This window comes from Cobetia sp. 1CM21F (assembly GCF_023161745.1).
Classification (GTDB): domain Bacteria; phylum Pseudomonadota; class Gammaproteobacteria; order Pseudomonadales; family Halomonadaceae; genus Cobetia; species Cobetia amphilecti.
On record NZ_JALNTQ010000001.1, the window covers coordinates 269,604 to 288,758 of the forward strand.

General features: G+C 62.6%; 15 protein-coding genes and 5 tRNA genes. 9 read left to right on the forward strand and 11 right to left on the reverse strand.

The window, feature by feature from the left end:
* The first annotated feature begins 426 nt into the window (after positions 1–426).
* Positions 427–786, forward strand: coding sequence for a hypothetical protein (locus MSG32_RS01085; RefSeq protein WP_054555534.1), 360 nt, complete (start codon positions 427–429; stop codon positions 784–786).
* A 224-nt stretch (positions 787–1,010) separates the two neighbouring features.
* On the opposite strand, the gene nudE is transcribed toward MSG32_RS01085, so the two are convergent.
* A complete protein-coding gene (gene nudE / locus MSG32_RS01090) occupies positions 1,011–1,607 on the reverse strand; it encodes an ADP compounds hydrolase NudE (protein WP_054555726.1) in 597 nt (198 codons plus the stop codon).
* Between the two features lie 201 nt (positions 1,608–1,808).
* On the opposite strand from nudE, the gene yrfG reads away from it, so the two are divergent.
* The 4 genes from yrfG to MSG32_RS01110 all read left to right on the forward strand — a co-directional run bounded on the left by yrfG (position 1,809) and on the right by MSG32_RS01110 (position 5,844).
* Positions 1,809–2,519 (forward strand): GMP/IMP nucleotidase, encoded by a 711-nt coding sequence (gene yrfG / locus MSG32_RS01095; protein WP_082388286.1) that lies wholly within the window; start codon positions 1,809–1,811, stop codon positions 2,517–2,519.
* Complete coding sequence (locus tag MSG32_RS01100) at positions 2,516–2,908, forward strand: S4 domain-containing protein (RefSeq protein WP_192837546.1); 393 nt, start codon at positions 2,516–2,518, stop codon at positions 2,906–2,908. The genes yrfG and MSG32_RS01100 overlap by 4 nt, the downstream gene beginning before the upstream one ends.
* A gap of 152 nt (positions 2,909–3,060) precedes the next feature.
* On the forward strand, positions 3,061–3,975 hold the full coding sequence (gene hslO, locus MSG32_RS01105; RefSeq protein ID WP_248377082.1) for an Hsp33 family molecular chaperone HslO: 915 nt from the start codon (positions 3,061–3,063) through the stop codon (positions 3,973–3,975).
* Between the two features lie 309 nt (positions 3,976–4,284).
* The gene (locus MSG32_RS01110) at positions 4,285–5,844 is read left to right on the forward strand and encodes a phosphoenolpyruvate carboxykinase (RefSeq protein WP_248377085.1); all 1,560 of its coding nucleotides are present in this window, start codon (positions 4,285–4,287) and stop codon (positions 5,842–5,844) included.
* Positions 5,845–5,985: 141 nt separating this feature from the next.
* Here the strand turns inward: MSG32_RS01110 and MSG32_RS18050 are convergent, their stop codons facing one another.
* Both MSG32_RS18050 and MSG32_RS01120 read right to left on the reverse strand, forming a co-directional pair.
* The gene (locus MSG32_RS18050; RefSeq protein ID WP_348983947.1) at positions 5,986–6,915 is read right to left on the reverse strand and encodes a lytic transglycosylase domain-containing protein; all 930 of its coding nucleotides are present in this window, start codon (positions 6,913–6,915) and stop codon (positions 5,986–5,988) included.
* Positions 6,916–7,090: 175 nt separating this feature from the next.
* Entirely contained in the window at positions 7,091–8,821 is a 1,731-nt protein-coding gene (locus tag MSG32_RS01120) for a proline--tRNA ligase (RefSeq protein ID WP_131432536.1), read from the reverse strand.
* 265 nt (positions 8,822–9,086) lie between these two features.
* On the opposite strand from MSG32_RS01120, the gene MSG32_RS01125 reads away from it, so the two are divergent.
* Positions 9,087–10,520: a Dol-P-Glc:Glc(2)Man(9)GlcNAc(2)-PP-Dol alpha-1,2-glucosyltransferase gene (locus MSG32_RS01125; protein ID WP_248377088.1), complete on the forward strand. Its 1,434-nt coding sequence runs from the start codon at positions 9,087–9,089 to the stop codon at positions 10,518–10,520.
* 44 nt (positions 10,521–10,564) lie between these two features.
* Here MSG32_RS01125 and MSG32_RS01130 read toward each other — a convergent pair whose 3' ends face one another.
* From MSG32_RS01130 to uvrY, 7 genes are all read right to left on the reverse strand, one after another.
* Positions 10,565–11,017: an STAS/SEC14 domain-containing protein gene (locus MSG32_RS01130; RefSeq protein ID WP_248377090.1), complete on the reverse strand. Its 453-nt coding sequence runs from the start codon at positions 11,015–11,017 to the stop codon at positions 10,565–10,567.
* Between the two features lie 343 nt (positions 11,018–11,360).
* Positions 11,361–11,445 (reverse strand) — tRNA-Leu (locus MSG32_RS01135).
* A 487-nt stretch (positions 11,446–11,932) separates the two neighbouring features.
* Positions 11,933–12,006: transfer RNA gene (locus tag MSG32_RS01140), tRNA-Cys, on the reverse strand.
* 112 nt (positions 12,007–12,118) lie between these two features.
* Positions 12,119–12,193: transfer RNA gene (locus MSG32_RS01145), tRNA-Gly, on the reverse strand.
* Between the two features lie 156 nt (positions 12,194–12,349).
* Positions 12,350–12,898: a CDP-diacylglycerol--glycerol-3-phosphate 3-phosphatidyltransferase gene (gene pgsA, locus MSG32_RS01150; RefSeq protein WP_043331361.1), complete on the reverse strand. Its 549-nt coding sequence runs from the start codon at positions 12,896–12,898 to the stop codon at positions 12,350–12,352.
* 249 nt (positions 12,899–13,147) lie between these two features.
* Entirely contained in the window at positions 13,148–15,181 is a 2,034-nt protein-coding gene (gene uvrC / locus MSG32_RS01155; protein ID WP_282459991.1) for an excinuclease ABC subunit UvrC, read from the reverse strand.
* A 298-nt stretch (positions 15,182–15,479) separates the two neighbouring features.
* Positions 15,480–16,142: a UvrY/SirA/GacA family response regulator transcription factor gene (uvrY, locus tag MSG32_RS01160; protein WP_043331360.1), complete on the reverse strand. Its 663-nt coding sequence runs from the start codon at positions 16,140–16,142 to the stop codon at positions 15,480–15,482.
* A gap of 300 nt (positions 16,143–16,442) precedes the next feature.
* Here uvrY and MSG32_RS01165 point away from each other — a divergent pair.
* The 3 genes from MSG32_RS01165 to MSG32_RS01175 all read left to right on the forward strand — a co-directional run bounded on the left by MSG32_RS01165 (position 16,443) and on the right by MSG32_RS01175 (position 17,824).
* Positions 16,443–16,518, forward strand: a tRNA-Ala gene (locus MSG32_RS01165).
* 74 nt (positions 16,519–16,592) lie between these two features.
* A tRNA-Ala gene (locus MSG32_RS01170) sits at positions 16,593–16,668 on the forward strand.
* Positions 16,669–16,951: 283 nt separating this feature from the next.
* The gene (locus MSG32_RS01175) at positions 16,952–17,824 is read left to right on the forward strand and encodes an AraC family transcriptional regulator (protein WP_248377092.1); all 873 of its coding nucleotides are present in this window, start codon (positions 16,952–16,954) and stop codon (positions 17,822–17,824) included.
* Between the two features lie 86 nt (positions 17,825–17,910).
* Here the strand turns inward: MSG32_RS01175 and MSG32_RS01180 are convergent, their stop codons facing one another.
* Complete coding sequence (locus MSG32_RS01180; RefSeq protein ID WP_248377094.1) at positions 17,911–18,990, reverse strand: ABC transporter ATP-binding protein; 1,080 nt, start codon at positions 18,988–18,990, stop codon at positions 17,911–17,913.
* Between the last annotated feature and the right edge of the window lie 165 nt (positions 18,991–19,155).

The following is a 19,155-nucleotide window of genomic DNA, read 5'->3' on the forward strand; positions in this document are numbered from 1 at the left end:
AATTAAACGCGAGCCGATATCTCACTCTTGTATAGGAAATCTGGAAGAAAGATATTTTTCTTTCCCTTCTCTGCTTGAAAGTCTGGCCCTGTAGTTCCATATCTTTAGGCATCAGGGCGCATGTGACGCAACACGTCTCGGCAGATTGGCGCTTTCGTCAAGAATGACATCAGCAGGTTCGGGTACAACTCTGGTGACGTTTTTTGAAGAATGCTCCGACAAGTAGCCGACGCGCTAGAGGGTGTTCGATACATGCGCCGCAAAGATTTGACGCAGTACCACAAGACGTCGTTGAGATAGTTAGGAGCGTCTTGTGGAGCCTGGAACTCGAGACATCCAGTCTCGGGGTTCTTGAAGGCTTACCGGCAACGGCCGAGCGAATCATCTGCTCGTCTCTTGCAACAGACCGCTACTGGAGGATGGATCATGAAGAAGCTGACTGCTGCACTTTTCGCGACTGCCCTGGCACTGCCGACCACCGCTGCCTTTGCCGAGCACCACGAATCCAGCAACACCGGTTCCGCCAACACTGGCGCCCACTCCACCAAGGTAGAGGGCGGTACTGCTGCGGGTCATGAAGATGGCAAGGTGCATGACGACGCCGAACGCAACACCGAGAGTGGTTCTGCCAACACCAAGAAGGATTCCATGATGGTGGAAGGTGGTACGGCTCAGTCCGAGTCCGCCAAGCATGGCAAGGTCATGGACAAGGGCGAAGACCACATGGGCGTCAGCCCGGAATCCGGTTCGTCCAACACCGCTGATGGCAGCATGAAGACCGAATAAGCGTGTCTTGACGGTCTGGTCTCAGGCCAGACCCGCAATGGATCTTGCGGTGCCTGAACGAGTCGCCAGCACGACCCGCTTGAGCGCATCGCGAGTGAAACGACAAGCCCCCGCCATTGGCGGGGGCTTGTCGTCGTATGGGGGCACGTAAAGCAGGGGGTGAGGGGCAGGGAAGAGGTGGCTGGCCCCTCAGGTGCTTGTCATCGTTGCTTGCCACCAAGCCCCTACCACCAGCGAGGGCTGTAGGTATCTTCCCCGGCCAGCAGGCGTTCGCGGGCCATGAACAGCGCCGCGATCGCGCGCGCCTCGTGGAAGTCCTCACGCGCCAGCAGCGCCGGCAGTTCATCGAGGCGGTGGCGCTCGACGACCAGCGGTTCCGGTTCATCGCCCGGCAGGCGCTTTTCGAACAGATCGCGCGCCAGCATCACGTTCATGCGGTGATCCATGTAGTTGGGCGCCAGGCTCAGTTCGGCCAGTGGCTCGATGTTGTGCGCGCCATAACCGCATTCTTCCATCAATTCGCGATTGGCGGCGGTCACCGGGTCCTCGCCCGGGTCGATCAGTCCCTTGGGCAGGGTCAGCACATATTGCTCAGGACCAGCGGCATATTCGCGGATCAGCAGCACGTGGTCGGGGTCGGGCATGGCGACGATCATCACCGCGCCGTGACCGCCGCTCTTGAGGCGCTCGAAGCTGCGGGTGGCGCCATTGGAGAAGGTCAATTCCAGCGCTTCGACGGCGAACAGGCGCGAGCGTGCGACCTCGCGGCGTGAGTCGATCCGCGGCGGCGTCAGCGTGTGGCTGGCGTCTGAATGACTCATGGTCGGGCGAACGGTATCTGGCGCATCATCCATCGCAAGTCCTCGCGAGGCAGTATGAGAAGAGAGAACACTGTCGCTCATCGTGGCAGGCCGCCGCGAGCGGGGCAATCACAAGCCGCCATCACCCCTCGTTGCACATGCGCGCCCGTGGGCCATGCTTTACACTATGAGGCCAAATTTCCCTCTGGCTGACAGAATCCGATGCTTGACTGGAACACTATCGACACCGTGCTGTTGGACATGGACGGCACTCTGCTTGACCTTCACTTCGACAGCCACTTCTGGCTCGAACACCTGCCCAGGCGCTATTGCGAGCTGCACCGCCTCGATGAGGCGCTGCAGGCCGATCTCAAGGCGCGCATCATCAGCGAGTCCGGCACGCTCAACTGGTACAGCCTCGATTACTGGAGCCGTGAGCTCGAGCTCGACGTCGTCGCCTTGAAGCGTGAAGTGCAGCATCTGATCGGCTATCGCCATGAGGCTGAGGACTTCCTCGCCTGGCTGCGCGATCAGCCGCAACGCGTGGTGCTGGCGACCAACGCCGACCGCCATGGCATCGATCTCAAGTTCGCGCTGACCGGCATGGGCGACTACTTCGACGCCGTGGTGTCGTCCGCGGATCTGGGCCACGCCAAGGAAGAGCAGGCCTTCTGGCACAAGCTCAACGAGATCGAGCCTTTCGATCCGGCGCGTACCCTGTTCATCGATGACAATCCCCAGGTGCTGGAAAGTGCCCACACCTATGGCATTGCCCATCTGCTGGGCGTGCGTCAGCCGGACTCGAAGCGCCCTGCGCGTGATTTCGAGCGTGTGCACGGCCTGGACGGCTTTGCAGTGCTGACCGAGGGCGCGGGCCCCGAGGTGGCCAATGCCGGAGTCTCGAGCGACGGGGAGGGCAAGGAGGCGTCATGAGCGATCAGGTACGTATCGACAAGTGGTTGTGGGCGGCGCGCTTCTTCAAGACGCGTGGCATGGCCAAGAAGGCCATCGAAGGCGGCAAGATCCAGTACAACGGCGGCAAGGTGAAAACCTCCAAGACCGTCGAGGTCGGCGCCCTGATCGAGGTGCCGCAGGGCTGGGATCGCCTCGTCGTCGAGGTGCTGGCCCTCAGCGACCAGCGCCGTGGCGCCCCCGAGGCCCAGAAGCTCTATCAGGAGACGCAGGAGTCCCGCGAGCGCCGTGAGCGTGAGGCCGAGACGCGTCGCCTCGGCAATCAGGGCATGACGCCGCCTCCCGGCCGTCCTGATAAGAAACAGCGTCGCAACATCCATCGCTTCCAGCGCCAGGATGCCGATAGCTGAGCCAGCGCGAGTCACCGCCGGGTGCCTTGGCACCGACCGGCACAATTTCCATACCGATGTGTGTCAGCACATCGTTGTTGGCGGCCTGACATGGGAGCGCTCGTGCTCTCCCTTCACGCCTGCCTTGAGGTCCCTCAATGAGCGAACACGACATGCAAGATTCCCATTCCACTGACGATGCGGCCGCGCCGAGCTTCGATCAGATCCAGCGCTTCCTGTTCGATGCCACCAACGTGCGTGGCGAGATCGTCACACTCGACAAGGCCTACGCCGAGGTGCTCGATCGTCACTCCTACCCGCAGGCCATCTCGCGCCAGCTGGGCGAGATGCTGGCGGCCGTGGCGCTGCTGACCGAGACCATCAAGCTCGATGGCACCATGACCCTGGAAGTGCGCGGTACCGGTATCGTGCGCCAGCTGATGGCCGAGTCGAACCCCGGCGGCGAGCTGCGCGCCATCGCACGTCTCAGCGATGAAGCGGTGTTGCCGACGGAAGAGTCCAGCCTTCAGGAGCTGGTCGGCCAGGGGCAGATCGTGATCACCCTCGACCCGCGTGAAGGCAAGCGCTATCAGGGCATCGTGGCCATCGATCAGGACAGCCTCGCCGGCTGTCTGGAGAGCTACTTCAGCCAGTCAGAGCAGCTGCCGACCCGTCTGTGGCTGATGGCCGATGGCAAGCGCACCGGCGGCGTGATGCTGCAGCAGCTGCCCAACGATGAGGCCAACAAGGACCCGGATGCCTGGGAGCGCGTCGTACACCTGGCCGAGACCCTCAAGGCCGAGGAGCTGCTGACGCTGGACCAGCAGGAAGTGCTGCATCGTCTCTATCACGAAGAAACCGTGCGCATCTATGAACCCAAGGCGCTGCGTTTCGGCTGCACCTGTTCGCGCGAGCGTCTGGGCGCTGCCCTGCACAGCATCGCCGCCGACGAGCTGCGTCAGATCGTCGCCGAGCAGGGCGAGCTGGCCACCCAGTGTCACTTCTGCCATACCCGCTATTCCTTCAGTGCCGCGGAAGTGGAAGCGATCATCGAAGATCCTGACGCCGAAAGCCCCGTCGTGCATTGAGCATTTCCCGACGCGCCGGCGGCTGGCCACGAGGATGATGATTGTCTGACATATCATCGTCCGTCAGGCGACGGCGACTGCGCCAAAGTGTTGCAACAATGGGCGTTTCCGCCCGCCACCCTTTTTGCCATAATGCCTTGCCAGCACAGGGCCGGATGCCCTGTGCTGGTGGTATCGACGGTGTCATGGCATGCCGTCATGCGCGATCGGGCAGAAACGATCGATCACAAAATAAGCCTGTGGCATGTACCTCGGGCATCTGGCTTCAGCCATCAAGAGAGAGGGCGGCCCTGAGCCGCGGAGACGCGAATGAGCAAGCATCAAGACAGTGCGGTGACCACTCACACCAATCTCAGCAGCGCAGAGCTGATCGAGCTGGCAGTGGCTCGCGGCGAAGGACGTCTGGCCGACAACGGCGCGCTGGTCGTGGAGACGGGCGCCCGTAGCGGACGCTCCCCGAACGACCGCTTCATCGTCGACGAGCCGTCCACCTCGGACGCCATCGACTGGGGCAGCGTCAATCGCCCGTTCAGCCCGGAGCGTTTCGACGCCCTGTGGGAGCGCGTCGAGGACTACCTCGGCGAGCGCGACAGCTTCGTCTCCGAGCTGCATGTCGGCGCTGACCTCGAGCACTACCTGCCGATCCGCGTGACCACCGAGACGGCCTGGCACAACCTGTTCGCGCGTACCATGTTCGTGCGTCCGGACAGCTTCAATGCCAAGGACAAGAGCGAGTGGACCATCCTCAACGCGCCGCACTTCACCTGCGAGCCACAGCGTGATGGCACCAACTCCGACGGCGTCGTGCTGATCAACTTCGCGCGTCGCCGCGTCCTGCTGGCGGGCATGCGTTACGCCGGTGAGATGAAGAAGGCCATGTTCTCGGTGCAGAACTTCCTGCTGCCGGAAAAGGACGTGCTGCCGATGCACTGCTCCGCCAACGTCGGTGACGACGGCGAGACCACGCTGTTCTTCGGCCTGTCCGGCACCGGCAAGACCACCCTGTCCGCTGACCCGGCGCGTTACCTGATCGGTGATGACGAGCATGGCTGGGGCGAAGGCACCGTCTTCAACATCGAAGGCGGCTGCTACGCCAAGTGCATCGACCTGTCCCAGAAGAACGAGCCGGTGATCTGGAACGCGATCAAGTTCGGTGCCGTGCTGGAAAACGTGGTGCTGGATGACCGTCGTGGCGCGGATTACGGCGATGATCGTCTGAGCCAGAACTCGCGTGCCGCCTACCCGCTGGAGCACATCGAGAAGCGCGTGCCGGAAAACCGTGCCGGCGAGCCGAATGCCATCGTCTTCCTGACCTGCGACATGTCCGGCGTGTTGCCGCCGGTGTCCGTGCTCAGCAAGCAGGCCGCTGCCTATCACTTCCTGTCCGGCTACACCGCCAAGGTCGGCTCCACCGAGATGGGCTCCACCGCCGGTCTCGAAGCCACCTTCTCCACCTGCTTCGGCGCGCCGTTCTTCCCGCGTCCGGCACGTGAATACGCCGACCTGCTGATCAAGCGCATCGATGCCTTCGGCTCACGCGTCTACCTGGTCAACACCGGCTGGACCGGTGGCTCCTACGGTGAGGGCGGCTCACGCTTCTCCATCCCGACCACGCGCGGCATCATCAGCGCGATCCAGAACGGTGCGCTGGTGGACATCGAGACGCGTCACATCGACGTGCTCAACCTGGATGTGCCGGTGCGCGTGCCGGGCGTCGATTCCAGTCTGCTCGACCCGCGTGAGACCTGGGAAGACCGCGCCGCCTACGACAGCAAGGCGCGTGACCTGTCAGCCAAGTTCGTCGAGAACTTCAAGAAGTTCGCCGGCGTGGATGAGGCGATCATCGCGGCAGGCCCGACCCTGGTCTGACGATCAGCGGGATTGATCGCAAGCGGTAAGCAGAAAGCCTCGCCCGGTGTTCCGGGCGAGGCTTTTTCGTGTCTGCTGCTTTTCTCGTCGACAGCTGCTGTCATCACCTGCTGTCGGGTCTGTCAGGCGCTGCCGGGCCTGTCAGGGACTGCCGCCGGCGGCCAGCGAGCGGTTGGCAGGGCCATCGAATGTGTCCTCGGCGGCGAGCGCGTGCTGGCCTTGCGCAGCGTCAGTATGTTGCTCGATGCCCTCACCTTGCTCAACACCACCACTTTGCTCGAGGCCGTGGCGTGACCCGGACTGGCCTGACTCAGTGGTGCTGGTCTCGGCGCGTCGTGACGCATCTTCGTCGGCGGTGTCGGCAAGGCCTTCGGGCGTGCGTTCGGCGACGAAGGGCGCCGGCGCCTGATACCACCAGCGGGTGGTCCAGGCGCGCATCACCCGCTCCGGGTACCAGGTCTTGCCGAGGCTGCCGTTGTAGCGCGCCAGCGCATCGGTGATGTCGCCTTTCTCGCGTTTGAGGTAGTGGGCAAGGATGGTCGCGCCGTAACGCAGGCTGGTGTCCTGATCGAGCAGGTTGTCGTCGGGCTCGCCGATCTCACGCTTCCAGAACGGCATGACCTGCATCAGGCCGCGGGCACCTGCGTGGGAGACCGCGGTGGGTTTGAAGGCGCTCTCGACCTGGATGACGGACAGGATCAGCTCCGGTGCCAGGCCTGTGCGCGTCGCTTCGCGGCGCACCTTGCGCAGCAGGTCGATGCGCGCGGCGCGGTCGGGCATGTAGCGTTCCAGGCGCTGCTGCATGCTCAATACCCAGTGCAGGGCATCGATGGGGTCCTCGAAGGCCTCGGGCTCGGCCAAGGCCTCGCGCAGGCTGTCACGCAGCCCCGGCGACAGCCCATGCTCGGGGATCGCGGCGGCGGCCTGCACCGGGGGGCTTGTCAGTCCGGTAGACGCGGCGCTCAACGTCAGCAGGACAGCGGCCAGCCACGGGCGCAGGCGGCGGTGTGGGGTGTCGCCTGCAGCGCCTTTTACGGGCGGCGCTGAAGGGGAAATCGATGAGATGGTCATGCGCAGTCCCTGCGTATCAGTCATGGCGCCATTATGCCGTTACCGCGGCGTTGACGGTAATGGGATGTTCAAGGAAGGCAGATAACGAGACAGCCCGCCCCTCGAGAAGAGGAGCGGGCTGTCTTGAGTGCTGCGATAGCGTCAGCCATGAGCGAGTGGCTCAGGCTGCTCAAGTTCAGCTCGCGCTGCGCTCGGCCAGGAAGTCCAGCAGGCTGTCGACGGCGATCATGGTCGCTTCGCCATCGGTGCGACCCTTGTACTCGTACTCGCCATTGTCGAGACCGCGATCACCGATCACCAGGCGATGCGGAATGCCCAGCAGCTCGCCGTCGGCGAACTTGTTGCCCGGGCGCAGATCACGATCATCCAGCAGCACGTCGTAACCGGCGGCGGTCAGCTCCTGATAGACGCGCTCGGCGGTCTCGCTGACGCGCACGGACTTGTGGGCGTTCATCGGCACGATGGCGACCTGGAAGGGCGCGATGGCTTCCGGCAGCACGATGCCGCCCTTGTCGTTGCCCTGCTCGATGGCAGCGGCGACCACGCGGGTCACGCCGATGCCGTAGCAGCCCATGGACAGCGGCTGCGCCTTGCCGTTCTCGTCGAGCACGGTGGCGTTCATGGCTTCGGAGTACTTGGTGCCGAGCTGGAAGATGTGACCCACCTCGATACCGCGTGCGATGTCGATCACGCCCTGGCCGTCCGGTGACGGATCACCGGCGACGACGTTGCGGATATCGGCGATTTCCGGCAGCGGCAGATCGCGCTCCCAGTTGAGGCCGAAGTGGTGCTTGCCTTCGATGTTGGCACCGGCACCGAAATCGCTCATCAGCGCGACGCTGCGATCGATGATGATCGGCATCTCGAGGCCGACCGGACCGAGGGAGCCGAAACCGGCACCGACGGCGGCGCGCACTTCCTCGTCGCTGGCCATGGTCAGCGGCTCGGCGACCTGCGGCAGGTGCTCGGCCTTGATCTCGTTCAGCTCGTGGTCGCCACGCACCATCAAAGCGATCAGACCACCTTCGACGCCTTCGGCCGCCTTGACGATCAGCGTCTTGACGGTCTTCTCGATGTCCAGACCGTGCTGCTCGACCAGCGCGGCGATGGTCTTGGCGTTCGGCGTGTCGACCAGCTGCATCTCCTGGGTCGGTGCCGCGCGCTCAGGCGTCTCGCCCAGCGGTGCCGGCAGCGCTTCACACTTCTCGATGTTGGCGGCGAAATCGGAGCCGGTGGAGAAGGCGATGGCGTCTTCACCGGAGGCGGCCAGCACGTGGAATTCGTGGGACCCGGTGCCACCGATGGAGCCGTTGTCGGCGATGACGGGACGGAAGTCGAGACCCAGGCGCGTGAAGATGCGCACGTAGGTGTCGTACATCACCTGATAGGTCTCTTTCAGGGATTCTTCGCCCAGGTGGAAGGAGTAACCATCCTTCATCACGAACTCGCGTGAGCGCATCACACCGAAGCGCGGACGAATCTCGTCGCGGAACTTGGTCTGGACCTGGTAGAAGTTGGCCGGCAGCTGCTTGTAGCTGTTCAGCTCACGACGCGCGAGGTCGGTGATGACTTCCTCGTGGGTCGGGCCGACACAGTAGTCGCGCTGGTGACGGTCAACGACGCGCAGCAGCTCGGGGCCGTACTGCTCCCAGCGACCGGACTCCTGCCACAGCTCGGCTGGCTGCACGGCTGGCATCAGCAGTTCCTGGGCACCGGAGCGGTCCATCTCTTCACGCACGATGCGCTCGACCTTGCGCAGCGTGCGCAGGCCCAGTGGCATCCAGGTGTAGAGGCCGGAGGTCAGGCGACGGATGAAACCGGCCCGCAGCATCAGCTGGTGGCTGACGACTTCGGCGTCGGACGGGGTTTCCTTGAGAGTGGAAATCAGCAGTTGACTGGCACGCATGGGCTCAGCGATCCCTCGACTTGTCGCTTTGATCGGTACGCTTCGCAGTCGCGAAGCATGAACAGGCAGGTCTTCGGCACGCCTTTTACAGGCGTATCAGCGAAGCAGACTGAGCGCATTGTACTGCCGCGAGCCTTGGAGGGGCAAAGTGCATGGCCAGACTGGAAAAATCCGCGTCGGCCTGCCGATACTGGTGACACGGGATTTCCCTTTGAAGAGGGCCGTGAACGGCTTTCTCAGGGAGATCTGACAAGGAGACAAGGATATGTCGTCACTCGATCAGCGCATGGGATACGCGCGCGCCAGACATCGCTGGCCCTTGAAGGTGGGGCTTGTGTTGCTCGCACTGGGGGCGTGCCTGAGCGTTTCCCTGTGGCTGGTGAGTCTTTTCCTGCCGATCCCTTTCGTCGATGAGGGAGTGCATTTCGCGCAGATTCGCCAGTTTCTCGCCGGCGACTGGAGTCAGCATCCCAAGCTGACCACCCTGACGCTATATCACGCCAGCATGGCGGTGACGCTGATGGCACTCCAGACGTTGGGGGAGTGGCTCAATCTTCCTCTGGCGGCTGACACCCTGGCCGGGCGCTGGCCTGAAATGCCCTCGGTGAACTGGGTGCGGGGCCTGTCGCTGCTCGGCTTCAGTGTCATGGCGTGCATGGTCTGGCGGGCGCTGCCGAGCGTCTATCGGCGCCTGGACCCCATGCTCGATGAGAGCGGCGCCCAGCAACAGGCGAATCGTCAGAGCTGGCAGTGGTTATGGCTGCCGATCATCTTTCCCTATCTGGCGCTGGTGTATACCGACCCGTGGATCATCGTGCTGGTCGCGCTGCAGCTCGTCGCGCTGGTGCGTGAGCGGCGTCTGCTGTTGCTGGTGCTGATCCTGGCCGGCCTCGGCTTGCGACAGGACAGCATCGTGCTGCTCGGGCTGTGGGGTGGTCTGTTGCTGTTCATGACGCATGCGCAGACGGGGGTTCGGTCGCAGGCTGTCGGCATGGCGCCACCGCTGCGCTCGCCGCTATCCCAGCTTTCCGTCTGGTGGGGCCTGATCGTGCGCTGGTGGTGGGTGGCCGTGATTCCGGTGGCCGCCTTCATCGGGTTTGTTCTCTGGAACGACGGCATTGCCATGGGCGATACCACGCGTCATCAGGCCGGTTGGCACACCGGCAATCTCGGCTATTACCTGGGCGTGATCGGCATGGTGTTTCTGCCGTTGTGGTTGGCCGACTTGCCGAGGCAGTGGCATCTGCTGTGGCGTCTGTGCACCCGGGGTACCTGGCCATGGCGGGGCATTCTGCTGCTGGGGGCGCTGGCGGGTGTGTGGGTCATGCTGGTGATGAGCTTTGAGGTGGCGCATGACTACAATTTCCAGCGCTGGACGATCCGCAATAGCTGGCTGTTATGGCTCAATGAGCACCCGGTGGGGCTGTGGGTCACCATGCTGCTGACCACCAGCATGGCGCTCTGGTGGCTGAGGGCACCGCTGCGGCTCGGCCATGGTGGTCTGTTGTTGGTGATGCTCGCCTTGATGATCTGCACGCGGGAGCTGATCGAGACGCGCTACATGCTGCCCTTGATCACGGTCTTCCAGCTGCTGCGCTGTGCAGAGCGTCCGCAAGTGGAGCGCGCAATGACGCTCTGGGCGATGGCGATGGGGGCGCTCTTGCTGGCGGGGTTGGTGCTGACGCGCACCCTGCCATGAGGCGGTGGCAGGGCGCTTTGGAGGCTCATTCGATGGCGGGGGCTTCAGGCCTGATGGCGTTTCGCCGCCGGGGTCTGGGCATCATGGCCGGTGGGGGCTTTATTGGCGCCAGCACCGATGCCAGAGCCACCACGCGGTGGCTCGGCGACCCAGGCGTAGGCAGCCTCGCGCTCGTCGGGCGAGAAGTGGCGCACCTCGATGGAACGCACCAGATGCTTGCTGAACTCGGTGACATGGCGCAGCCAGTCGGCCTTGCTGATGATGGCTTCGCGCTCGAAGTCTCCCAGGTGTCGCAGGGCATAGCCGATGTCATTGAGCAGGGCGGCGGGTGTGATCAGGCCAAAGCGTTCGATTTCCACCAGCAACGAGATTCGCTCATGGCGCGCCAGGCGTTCGTCGCATTCCTTGATGATGGGGGCGAGCGAGGCCTGATCGATATGTCCTGCGAGATGCAGGGCGACAACGTGATCGGCGGGACTCTTGAGCAGTGTCAGCATGTTTGGCTCCTGCACTGATGCATGTTGGCTGGGCGAGCCGTGCTGGAAGCCAGCGCTGGCGTCGCTACCTCTTCAGTGTAGTCGCATGTAAGCCGCTTGCTGGCGTCTGGCCGAGCGATTGTCGGCACTGTTCGTGTCGAGGAGCTGCCAGCAACGGCTATCTCCTTCGGCATCTGGCCGCGCGAGGCATGTCGAGCGGAGCAGTGCTCAGGCACCAAAAGCATCGGACACGAAAAGTATCAGACATGAAAAATGACCGGCTTGAAAAGTATCAGGCATGAAAAAGCGCCGCCCCTCGTGAGAGGAGCGGCGCTCTTGAATTCAGTATGGCGCTTGCTTGATCTGGTACGGCCAGCCGGACTCGAACCGGCACGCCCGAAGGCAGGAGATTTTAAGTCTCCGGTGTCTACCGATTCCACCATGGCCGCGCAGACTGGCGCATAACTTATCATATTTCAGATCAAGGTCAACTTTAATGGCGATGACACTCTACTGAATGCGTGATTTAACTGACTGTTATGCAATGAAATTGCGACGGTCTGTGGTTATCGTGAGCGGTGACATTGAGGAGGGAAAGCAGAGCGATTTTCACCCGGCATGATCGCGGCAAGCGACGCGAAAAGGCGCGCGGTGGAGAGGGGCGGGGCAACAGATAGTCAGTACCAAGCGCGAAGGCGCACAGGGGAAGTCGCTGACGGGTGCCGGAACACTGTCAGAATCACGGACAGATGAAAACAGAGAAATGATGTGGCAAGGCAATGGCTTGGCAAGGCGTAGATCAGACGATAACCAAGCGAAAAAGCGTCAGGGTTGCAGCAATGTAAATCGAAACAAGCAAGGGAAGTGTGACGACCCGAAGGGGGTGGGTGTCATAGCCATTCCAGAGGGAAACAGGGGATGTTTCGGTATCTGAAATGGAGGCTGGAGTCGGAATCGAACCGGCGTACACGGAGTTGCAGTCCGCTGCATGACCACTCTGCCATCCAGCCTCAATGATCGAGATGTCAGTCGAAACTGATGTCTGATCCGAGGAGTATCCACTGATGTTGCTGCAGATACATGAGTCAGTAAATCAGGTGAATGTTGCGCTACCTGTGTTACTGGAGCGGGAAACGAGATTCGAACTCGCGGCCCCAACCTTGGCAAGGTTGTGCTCTACCACTGAGCTATTCCCGCTGAACTCGAGGTCGAATTATACGGATAATTCCCATGCTGTCAAACAGTTAATGAAAAATTGTCTCGCGAGTCAGGTCACTGGAAACGAAAACGCCTACCGGCCAGAGGGGCGGTGGGCGTTGAGGCATTCGCAGCATCTCGTGGCTGAACGGGGTGTCAGACCGAGCGCACCAGTTCCGGCCAGGCGGCACGCAGGTAGCTGATCATCGACCACAGCGTCAGCGCTGCCGAGATATACAGCAGGGCCAGGCCGGCATCCCCCCCGACACTGCCCGGAGCGAAGAACAGCAGCATGAACAGTGCCAGCATCTGGGCAGCCGTCTTCAGCTTGCCGACCCAGGACACCGCGACGCTGCCGCGCTTGCCGATCTCGGCCATCCACTCACGCAGCGCCGAGATGACGATCTCGCGACCGATGATGACCAGGCTCGGGATGGTCATCCACAGGCTGTCGTAGCGTTCGATCAGCAGGCCCAGTGCCACCGCGACCATCAGCTTGTCGGCGACGGGGTCCAGGAAGGCGCCGAAGGGCGTGGTCTGATTCCACAGGCGGGCCAGATAGCCATCGAACCAGTCGGTGATGGCGGCCAGTGCGAAGAGCAGCGCCGTCAACGGCAGGCTCCATGCATAAGGCAGATAGAAACATACCACCAGCAGCGGAATGAACAGGATGCGGATCAGAGTCAGGATATTGGGGATGCTCATCGTGACGGCACGAGTCCTTGCATGAAGCGTAGGTGGCTGGGCGCAATCGAGGGCGAGTCGAGACCCTGAAGAAAGCCGATCGATTGGCGCCGCACAAGTCGTCTATTCTAGCCTGCCGGCGGCGCATTCAGCCATGCCAAACGGCAGGTTATTCAAGCCAACGCTCTGTCACTCTTCCTTGAGCGTTGAATCGATGGTGCCAGAGGCAGCCATGTCGTGCACGGGGGCAGCCATGCAGTGTCTGATCCATCAGCCATGCAGCGCCTGATGGATCAGCTCGGCGAGCGATTCGCTGATGCCGGGCACGCGCGCCAGTTCCGGTTTGGAGGCCTGCTTCACTCCCTGCAGGCCGCCGAAGAACTTGAGCAGCTCGCGGCGGCGCTTGGGGCCGACTCCCGCGATGCCCTCCAGGCTTGAGGTGCGCCGCGCCTTGTCACGCTTGGCACGGTGACCGGCGATGGCGAAGCGGTGCGATTCATCACGCACATGCTGGATCAAGTGCAGCGCCGGCGAGTGGCTGTCGAGGTCCAGGGTGTCATGCACCGTCTCGATGAACAGCGTCTCGAGCCCTGCCTTGCGGGTGGTGCCCTTGGCTACCCCGAGCAGGATGATGTCGGTCACGCCGAGTGACTCGAACACCCCACGCGCCATGTTGAGCTGCCCCTTGCCGCCATCGACCAGCAGGATGTCCGGGCGCTTGCCTTCGCCTTCCTGCAGACGCTTGAAGCGCCGCGTCAGTGCCTGTTGCATGGCGGCGTAGTCATCGCCCGCCGTCACGCCTTCGATATTGAAGCGGCGGTAATCCGACTTGATCGGCCCGTCATGATCGAAGACCACGCAGCTGGCCACGGTCGCCTCGCCATGACTGTGGGAAATGTCGAAGCATTCCAGGCGCTTGGGCACCTCATCGAGTCCCAGCGCATCGCGCAGCGACAGGAAGCGGTTGGATAGCTGCTGGCGGCTGGCCAGCTGGGTGGCCAGATGTTGCTCGGCGTTGGTCTGCGCCAGTGTCAGCCACTGGGCGCGATGGCCACGCACCTGATGCGCGACCCGTACCCGACGTTCGGCCTTCTCGCTCAAAGCGCCCTCCAGCAGGTTGGCGTCATCGAGGGCCAGCGAGGTCAGCACCTCATCGGGCATCTCCCTGTCCTGGCCGAGATAGTACTGGCTGACGAAGCTGGTCAGCAGTTCGCTGCTGGTCAGGTCCAGTCCATTGCCGGGCGAGAAGTGGCGCGCACCGAGCATGCGACCCTGACGGACCGAGACCACGCTGATGCAGAGCCCGCCGGGGCGCTCGGCCAGCGCCAGGATGTCGGCGTTGCCGGTGCCGGTGTCGACGTATTGCTTCTCCTGCATGCGGCGCAGCTGGGCGACCTGATCACGCAGTCGGGCCGCTTCCTCGAATTCCAGCCGCATGGCCGCGTCTTCCATCGCCTGGCTGAGCTCATCGGTGACCTTGTCGCTCTGGCCGTTCAGGCACATCACCGCATGTTCCATGTCGCGGCGATAATCCTGCTTGCTGATGTAGTCGACACACGGCGCGGTGCAGCGATTGATCTGATATTGCAGGCATGGGCGCTCGCGGTGGGCGAACACCGAATCCTCGCAATTGCGCAGGCGGAAGATCTTCTGCATCAGCGTCAGTGATTCGCGCACCGCGACGCTGCTCGGGTAGGGGCCGAAGTAGCGTCCATCGTTGCGCTTGTGGCGCACGCGCTTGAACTCCAGCGCCGGATAGTCGTGATGCTGGCTGATGAAGACGTAAGGGTAGGATTTGTCGTCGCGCAGCAGGATGTTGTAGGGCGGGCGCAGCTCCTTGATCAGGGTCTGCTCCAGCAGCAGGGCCTCGGTCTCGCTGCGCGTGATGGTGACCTGCACATCGGCGATGCGCCCGACCAGCGCCTGGGTCTTGGCATTCAGGCCGGTATTGCGAAAATAGCTGGAGAGGCGCGCCTTGAGGCGCTTGGCCTTGCCCACGTACAGCACGTCACCGGCGCTATCCAGCATGCGATAGATGCCGGGCGCGTCGCTGACATGCTTGAGGAAATGGCGGTCGTCGAAGCCGGTCGCCTCGCTGCCCTGCAGCAGATCACTGCTCGCGTCGCTGGTGATCAGGCGGCTCGAGACACGCGCGGCGTCACTGCGTGCGCGGCTGTCAGCCTGCGCACTCGCTGAGGACGCAGGTTGGGCATCAGGCTGGCTGGTGGTGCCTGCCGGCTCCTCATTCTCGGGCGACTGAGAAGTGGTGTCCGTCATCGTGGGATCAGTGTGCTGCTTGGCCATGAGGTTCCTCGTCCAGAGATGCCTCGAGTCTATCAAACAAGGGCGATTGCTCGCAGGCATGGGGGCAACAGGGCCATGCTGCAATGCCTGCTGTCATGGCCGCGTCTGTGAGGGCGTGCCATTCACGAACATCTCAGACAGAAACGCCTCATGCATGAACGTTCCAGACAGAAACGCCTCATGCAACAACGCCACCCGGGAAGGTGGCGTTGTTGCATGAGGCGTTGTCGGCGCTGCTCGGGAGTGTCATGAGTAGCGCGGGCCTGCAGTGTGTGACGGGCTGGCAAGTTGTGCTTGTTCAGGCCTCGTCAGGACGGTCCAGCACGTAGTCATCCAGCAACTGGTGCCGCATGGCCAGATGCGTCATCTCCACGTCGCTGGTCACGCCAAGCTTGTCGAAGATGCGGTAACGGTAGGTGTTGACCGTCTTCGGGCTCAGGTGCAGGCGGTCCGAGATCTCGCTGACGCGATGGCAATTGACGATCATCGTCGCCACCTGCAGTTCTCGGCTCGACAGCTGGTCGAAGGGATTGCTGCGCTGGGTGTCCATGCCCGAGAACACCAGGCGCTGGGCGATTTCCGGGGACAGATAGCGTTCGCCAGCGGCCACCTGATGGATGGCGCGAATCATCTCGTCAAAGGGCGTGCCCTTGGAGATGAAGCCGAAGGCTCCCGCTTCCAGCAGGCGTTTGGCGAAGGACTCTTCCAGATAGGCGGTCAGCACGATGACTCTGACGTCGGGCAGGCTGCGCACGATCTTCTGTGTGGCTTCCAGGCCATCGACGCCGGGCATGCGAATGTCCATGAGCACGATATCCGGGCTGTGCTCACGGCAGAGTTTGATCGCGGTTTCGCCATCCGAGGCTTCTGCAATCACCTTGAGCCCATCCTCTAGCTCAATGGTACGGACGATGCTGGTACGCACCAGGTGGTGGTCGTCAGCGACAAGAACCTTGATCAAGGCGGCTCCAGTAAAGATGTCAATAAGCAGTGAAGTGAATGCGGGATCCAATGTACCCATTGGACAAGGGCTTGTCGATGCCCTGTCATCCAGTGCGTCGCGTTCAGGATAACCACTACTGATATAGTGCTAGCGTGTTACCTGCTCCTTGTCGTCGACCGTGAGGCAGTGAGCGAGCCCCTTAAGGAAACCGTGCTCCACTATGCGATCCGCAGACTTCGCGCGCTCCACAAAGCGCAGCAAAAATAAGAGGTTGACGACGTATTCGTCGCTCTGTAACATGCGCTCCATCGTGAAGACGGGGCCTTAGCTCAGCTGGGAGAGCGCAACACTGGCAGTGTTGAGGTCAGCGGTTCGATCCCGCTAGGCTCCACCATGATTCACGACAAGCCTGTCCAGATTTCATGTGCCTCTTGCCTGCAAGTGACATGCGAAATGACAGTCTGATTCGGGGCCTTAGCTCAGCTGGGAGAGCGCAACACTGGCAGTGTTGAGGTCAGCGGTTCGATCCCGCTAGGCTCCACCAGAATTCTTGAAAAAGCGGTCATCCTTCGGGGTGGCCGCTTTTTTTTGTGCCCGGCTTTCAGCTCGTTCCGTTCTGCAGCTCGCCCCTGTCTGCTGCTCGCCCCTGTCAGCAGCTCGACCCTGTCTGCTTCACATATATAGCCGCCGGTGCCCGGGTCTGCCAATACTGAGAGGAATGGACGATAAATCTCACCCGGGTTCGTGATCGGCTGAAATTGCCGTCAATCGTTGCCTGATCGTCTCAAGTTGTTGATGAGAGGCAGGCATGGCGCTAGATTGGCGACATGAGCAGACAAAAGATCACACGACTCGTGGCGAGCCTCGCCCACGAGGAAGGCATTCGAGAGACCGCAGTGAAGGGCGTGCAGCTCTTTCGCATGACGGAGCCCGTGCGTTGCGCGCCGGCCATCTATGAGCCCGCCGTGGTGGTGATCGTCAGCGGTGCCAAGGAGGCGATACTGGACGGCGAGCGGCATGTCTACGACAGCCGCCAGTATCTGTGCTGTCCCATCTCTATGCCGGTCGAGGCGGGCGCCCCCGCGGCGTCGCCAGAAACCCCGCTGCTGGGTGTCTACCTCTCGCTGGATACGCGGGTGATGACGGAGCTTGCCATCGAGATGGAAAGCGCCGCGGGTCTCGTGCGCCAGCCGGCCCGCGGCCCGTTGCCGCCGGGGCTTGCCCTGGCGCATTGGGACGCCGCCTTCAGCGATGCCTTGTTGCGACTGCTGCAGGTGGCACAGAGCCCCGCCGATGCGGCGATATTGGGTGAAGGGCGGCTGCGGGAGCTTTATTACGCCGTCCTGAAGGGCGAGGCGGGGGAGTCGGCGCGACGTGCCTTCGGTGTGGGCAATGAGATCGCGCGGACAATCGATTACCTCTCCAGCCGACTGGATGAGCCGGTCAGCATTGAAGACATGGCCGGGCGGGTCGGCATGAGTCGCGCCGTCTTCCACCGCAAGTTCAAGCAGGCGACCACGATGTCGCCGATCCAGTTCGTGAAGTCCATGCGCCTCAACACCGCCGCCATGCAGATCGCCAATGGCAAGACCGTCAGCGAGGCGGCCATGGCCGTGGGCTATGTCAGCTCCTCGCAATTCAGTCGCGAATTCAAGCGTCTGTACGGGCAGTCGCCCAAGCAGTGGAGTCAGTTCAAATAGCGACACGCCACCAGCGGGGCAAGAAAAAACGGCCATCCGAAAGGAGGCCGTTTTTTCATGGTTGGCGATCATCCTGCGCGTAGGCGCTAGAGCACCGCTTCACTCTCCTCGACACGCTCGAAGAGGATCAGGTGATCGGCCTGGATACGCAGCATGACCTGCTCACCGGGCTGGTAGTCGTGATGACTGTTGAAGGCCGCCTCGACTTCCCGCCCGGAAGGCAGCGCCAGCCGGTAGAGGGTACTGGTACCGGCGAAGGTCGCGCTGAGCACGCGCGCCTTGAGATCGGTGGTTTCCGACTCCCCTTCGGCCAGCACCAGGTCATCCGGGCGCAGCAGCACATCCACCGGCGTGCCGGGTGCATACGGATAGGCACGGTTGCCGCGAATCACGCCCAGCTCCGTGCTCACGCATTCGTTGTCCTTCAACGTGCCGGGGATGAAATAGCCCTGGCCGATGAAGTTGGCGACGAAGCGCGTGGCGGGTTCGTGATACAGATTGAACGGCGTGTCCCACTGCTGCAGATGACCGCCGTGGATCACGCCGATCTGGTCGGCCATCGCGAAGGCCTCATTCTGATCATGCGTGACCAGCACCGCGCTGATGCCGAGGTGCTTGAGAATCCGCCGCACCTCCTGACTCAGCTGACGCCGCAGCTCCACGTCTAGATTCGAGAACGGCTCATCGAGCAGCAGAATGCGCGGCTCCGGTGCCAGCGCGCGTGCCAGGGCCACGCGTTGCTGCTGGCCACCGGACAGCTCATGCGGGAAGCGCTCGCCGAGATGGGCGAGGCCGACCAGCGTCAGCAGCTCCGTCACCTTGTCATTGCGCGCTTCACGCGTCATGCGGCGCACGCCGAAGGCCACGTTGTCCGCCACGCTCAGGTGGGGGAACAGCGCGTAATCCTGAAAGACCATGCCGACATGGCGCTGCTCCGGCGCGGTCAGATGAGTCGCGCTGGACAGCACCTCGCCTTCGAGACGAATCTCGCCCATCGCTACCGGTTCGAAGCCGGCAATCGCGCGCAGCAGCGTGGTCTTGCCGCATCCGGAGGGGCCGAGCAGGCAGGCAATGTCACCCTTGTTGAGGGAGAAATTGATGTCGCGAGTCACGACGGTGGTGTCGTAGCGACATTCCAGCGAATCGATCTGAAGGAGCGGTTGCATGATGGCAGGTCAGTCCGGATGGCGATGAAGGCAGCGGAGCAGGGGAGTGTCCGTCTCGCTTGAGCATACGCGAGCGCCGCCTGCGTGGATGCAGGCGGCGGCAGGGCCCCCCCTTCGGCTTGCTGGGCGGCGGCTCAGTCCTTGGGTGCAGCCCTGAGCTTCAGT

What these genes read in the sequence shown, in the direction of transcription:
- MSG32_RS01125 (WP_248377088.1), top strand. Translation starts at nt 9,087, where the DNA reads ATGTCGTCACTCGATCAGCGCATGGGATACGCGCGCGCCAGACATCGC.
- MSG32_RS01120 (WP_131432536.1), bottom strand. Translation starts at nt 8,821, where the DNA reads ATGCGTGCCAGTCAACTGCTGATTTCCACTCTCAAGGAAACCCCGTCC.
- yrfG (WP_082388286.1), top strand. Translation starts at nt 1,809, where the DNA reads ATGCTTGACTGGAACACTATCGACACCGTGCTGTTGGACATGGACGGC.
- MSG32_RS01130 (WP_248377090.1), bottom strand. Translation starts at nt 11,017, where the DNA reads ATGCTGACACTGCTCAAGAGTCCCGCCGATCACGTTGTCGCCCTGCAT.
- pgsA (WP_043331361.1), bottom strand. Translation starts at nt 12,898, where the DNA reads ATGAGCATCCCCAATATCCTGACTCTGATCCGCATCCTGTTCATTCCG.
- MSG32_RS01175 (WP_248377092.1), top strand. Translation starts at nt 16,952, where the DNA reads ATGAGCAGACAAAAGATCACACGACTCGTGGCGAGCCTCGCCCACGAG.
- nudE (WP_054555726.1), bottom strand. Translation starts at nt 1,607, where the DNA reads ATGAGTCATTCAGACGCCAGCCACACGCTGACGCCGCCGCGGATCGAC.
- hslO (WP_248377082.1), top strand. Translation starts at nt 3,061, where the DNA reads ATGCAAGATTCCCATTCCACTGACGATGCGGCCGCGCCGAGCTTCGAT.
- MSG32_RS01180 (WP_248377094.1), bottom strand. Translation starts at nt 18,990, where the DNA reads ATGCAACCGCTCCTTCAGATCGATTCGCTGGAATGTCGCTACGACACC.
- MSG32_RS01110 (WP_248377085.1), top strand. Translation starts at nt 4,285, where the DNA reads ATGAGCAAGCATCAAGACAGTGCGGTGACCACTCACACCAATCTCAGC.
- MSG32_RS18050 (WP_348983947.1), bottom strand. Translation starts at nt 6,915, where the DNA reads ATGACCATCTCATCGATTTCCCCTTCAGCGCCGCCCGTAAAAGGCGCT.
- uvrC (WP_282459991.1), bottom strand. Translation starts at nt 15,181, where the DNA reads ATGGCCAAGCAGCACACTGATCCCACGATGACGGACACCACTTCTCAG.
- MSG32_RS01100 (WP_192837546.1), top strand. Translation starts at nt 2,516, where the DNA reads ATGAGCGATCAGGTACGTATCGACAAGTGGTTGTGGGCGGCGCGCTTC.
- MSG32_RS01085 (WP_054555534.1), top strand. Translation starts at nt 427, where the DNA reads ATGAAGAAGCTGACTGCTGCACTTTTCGCGACTGCCCTGGCACTGCCG.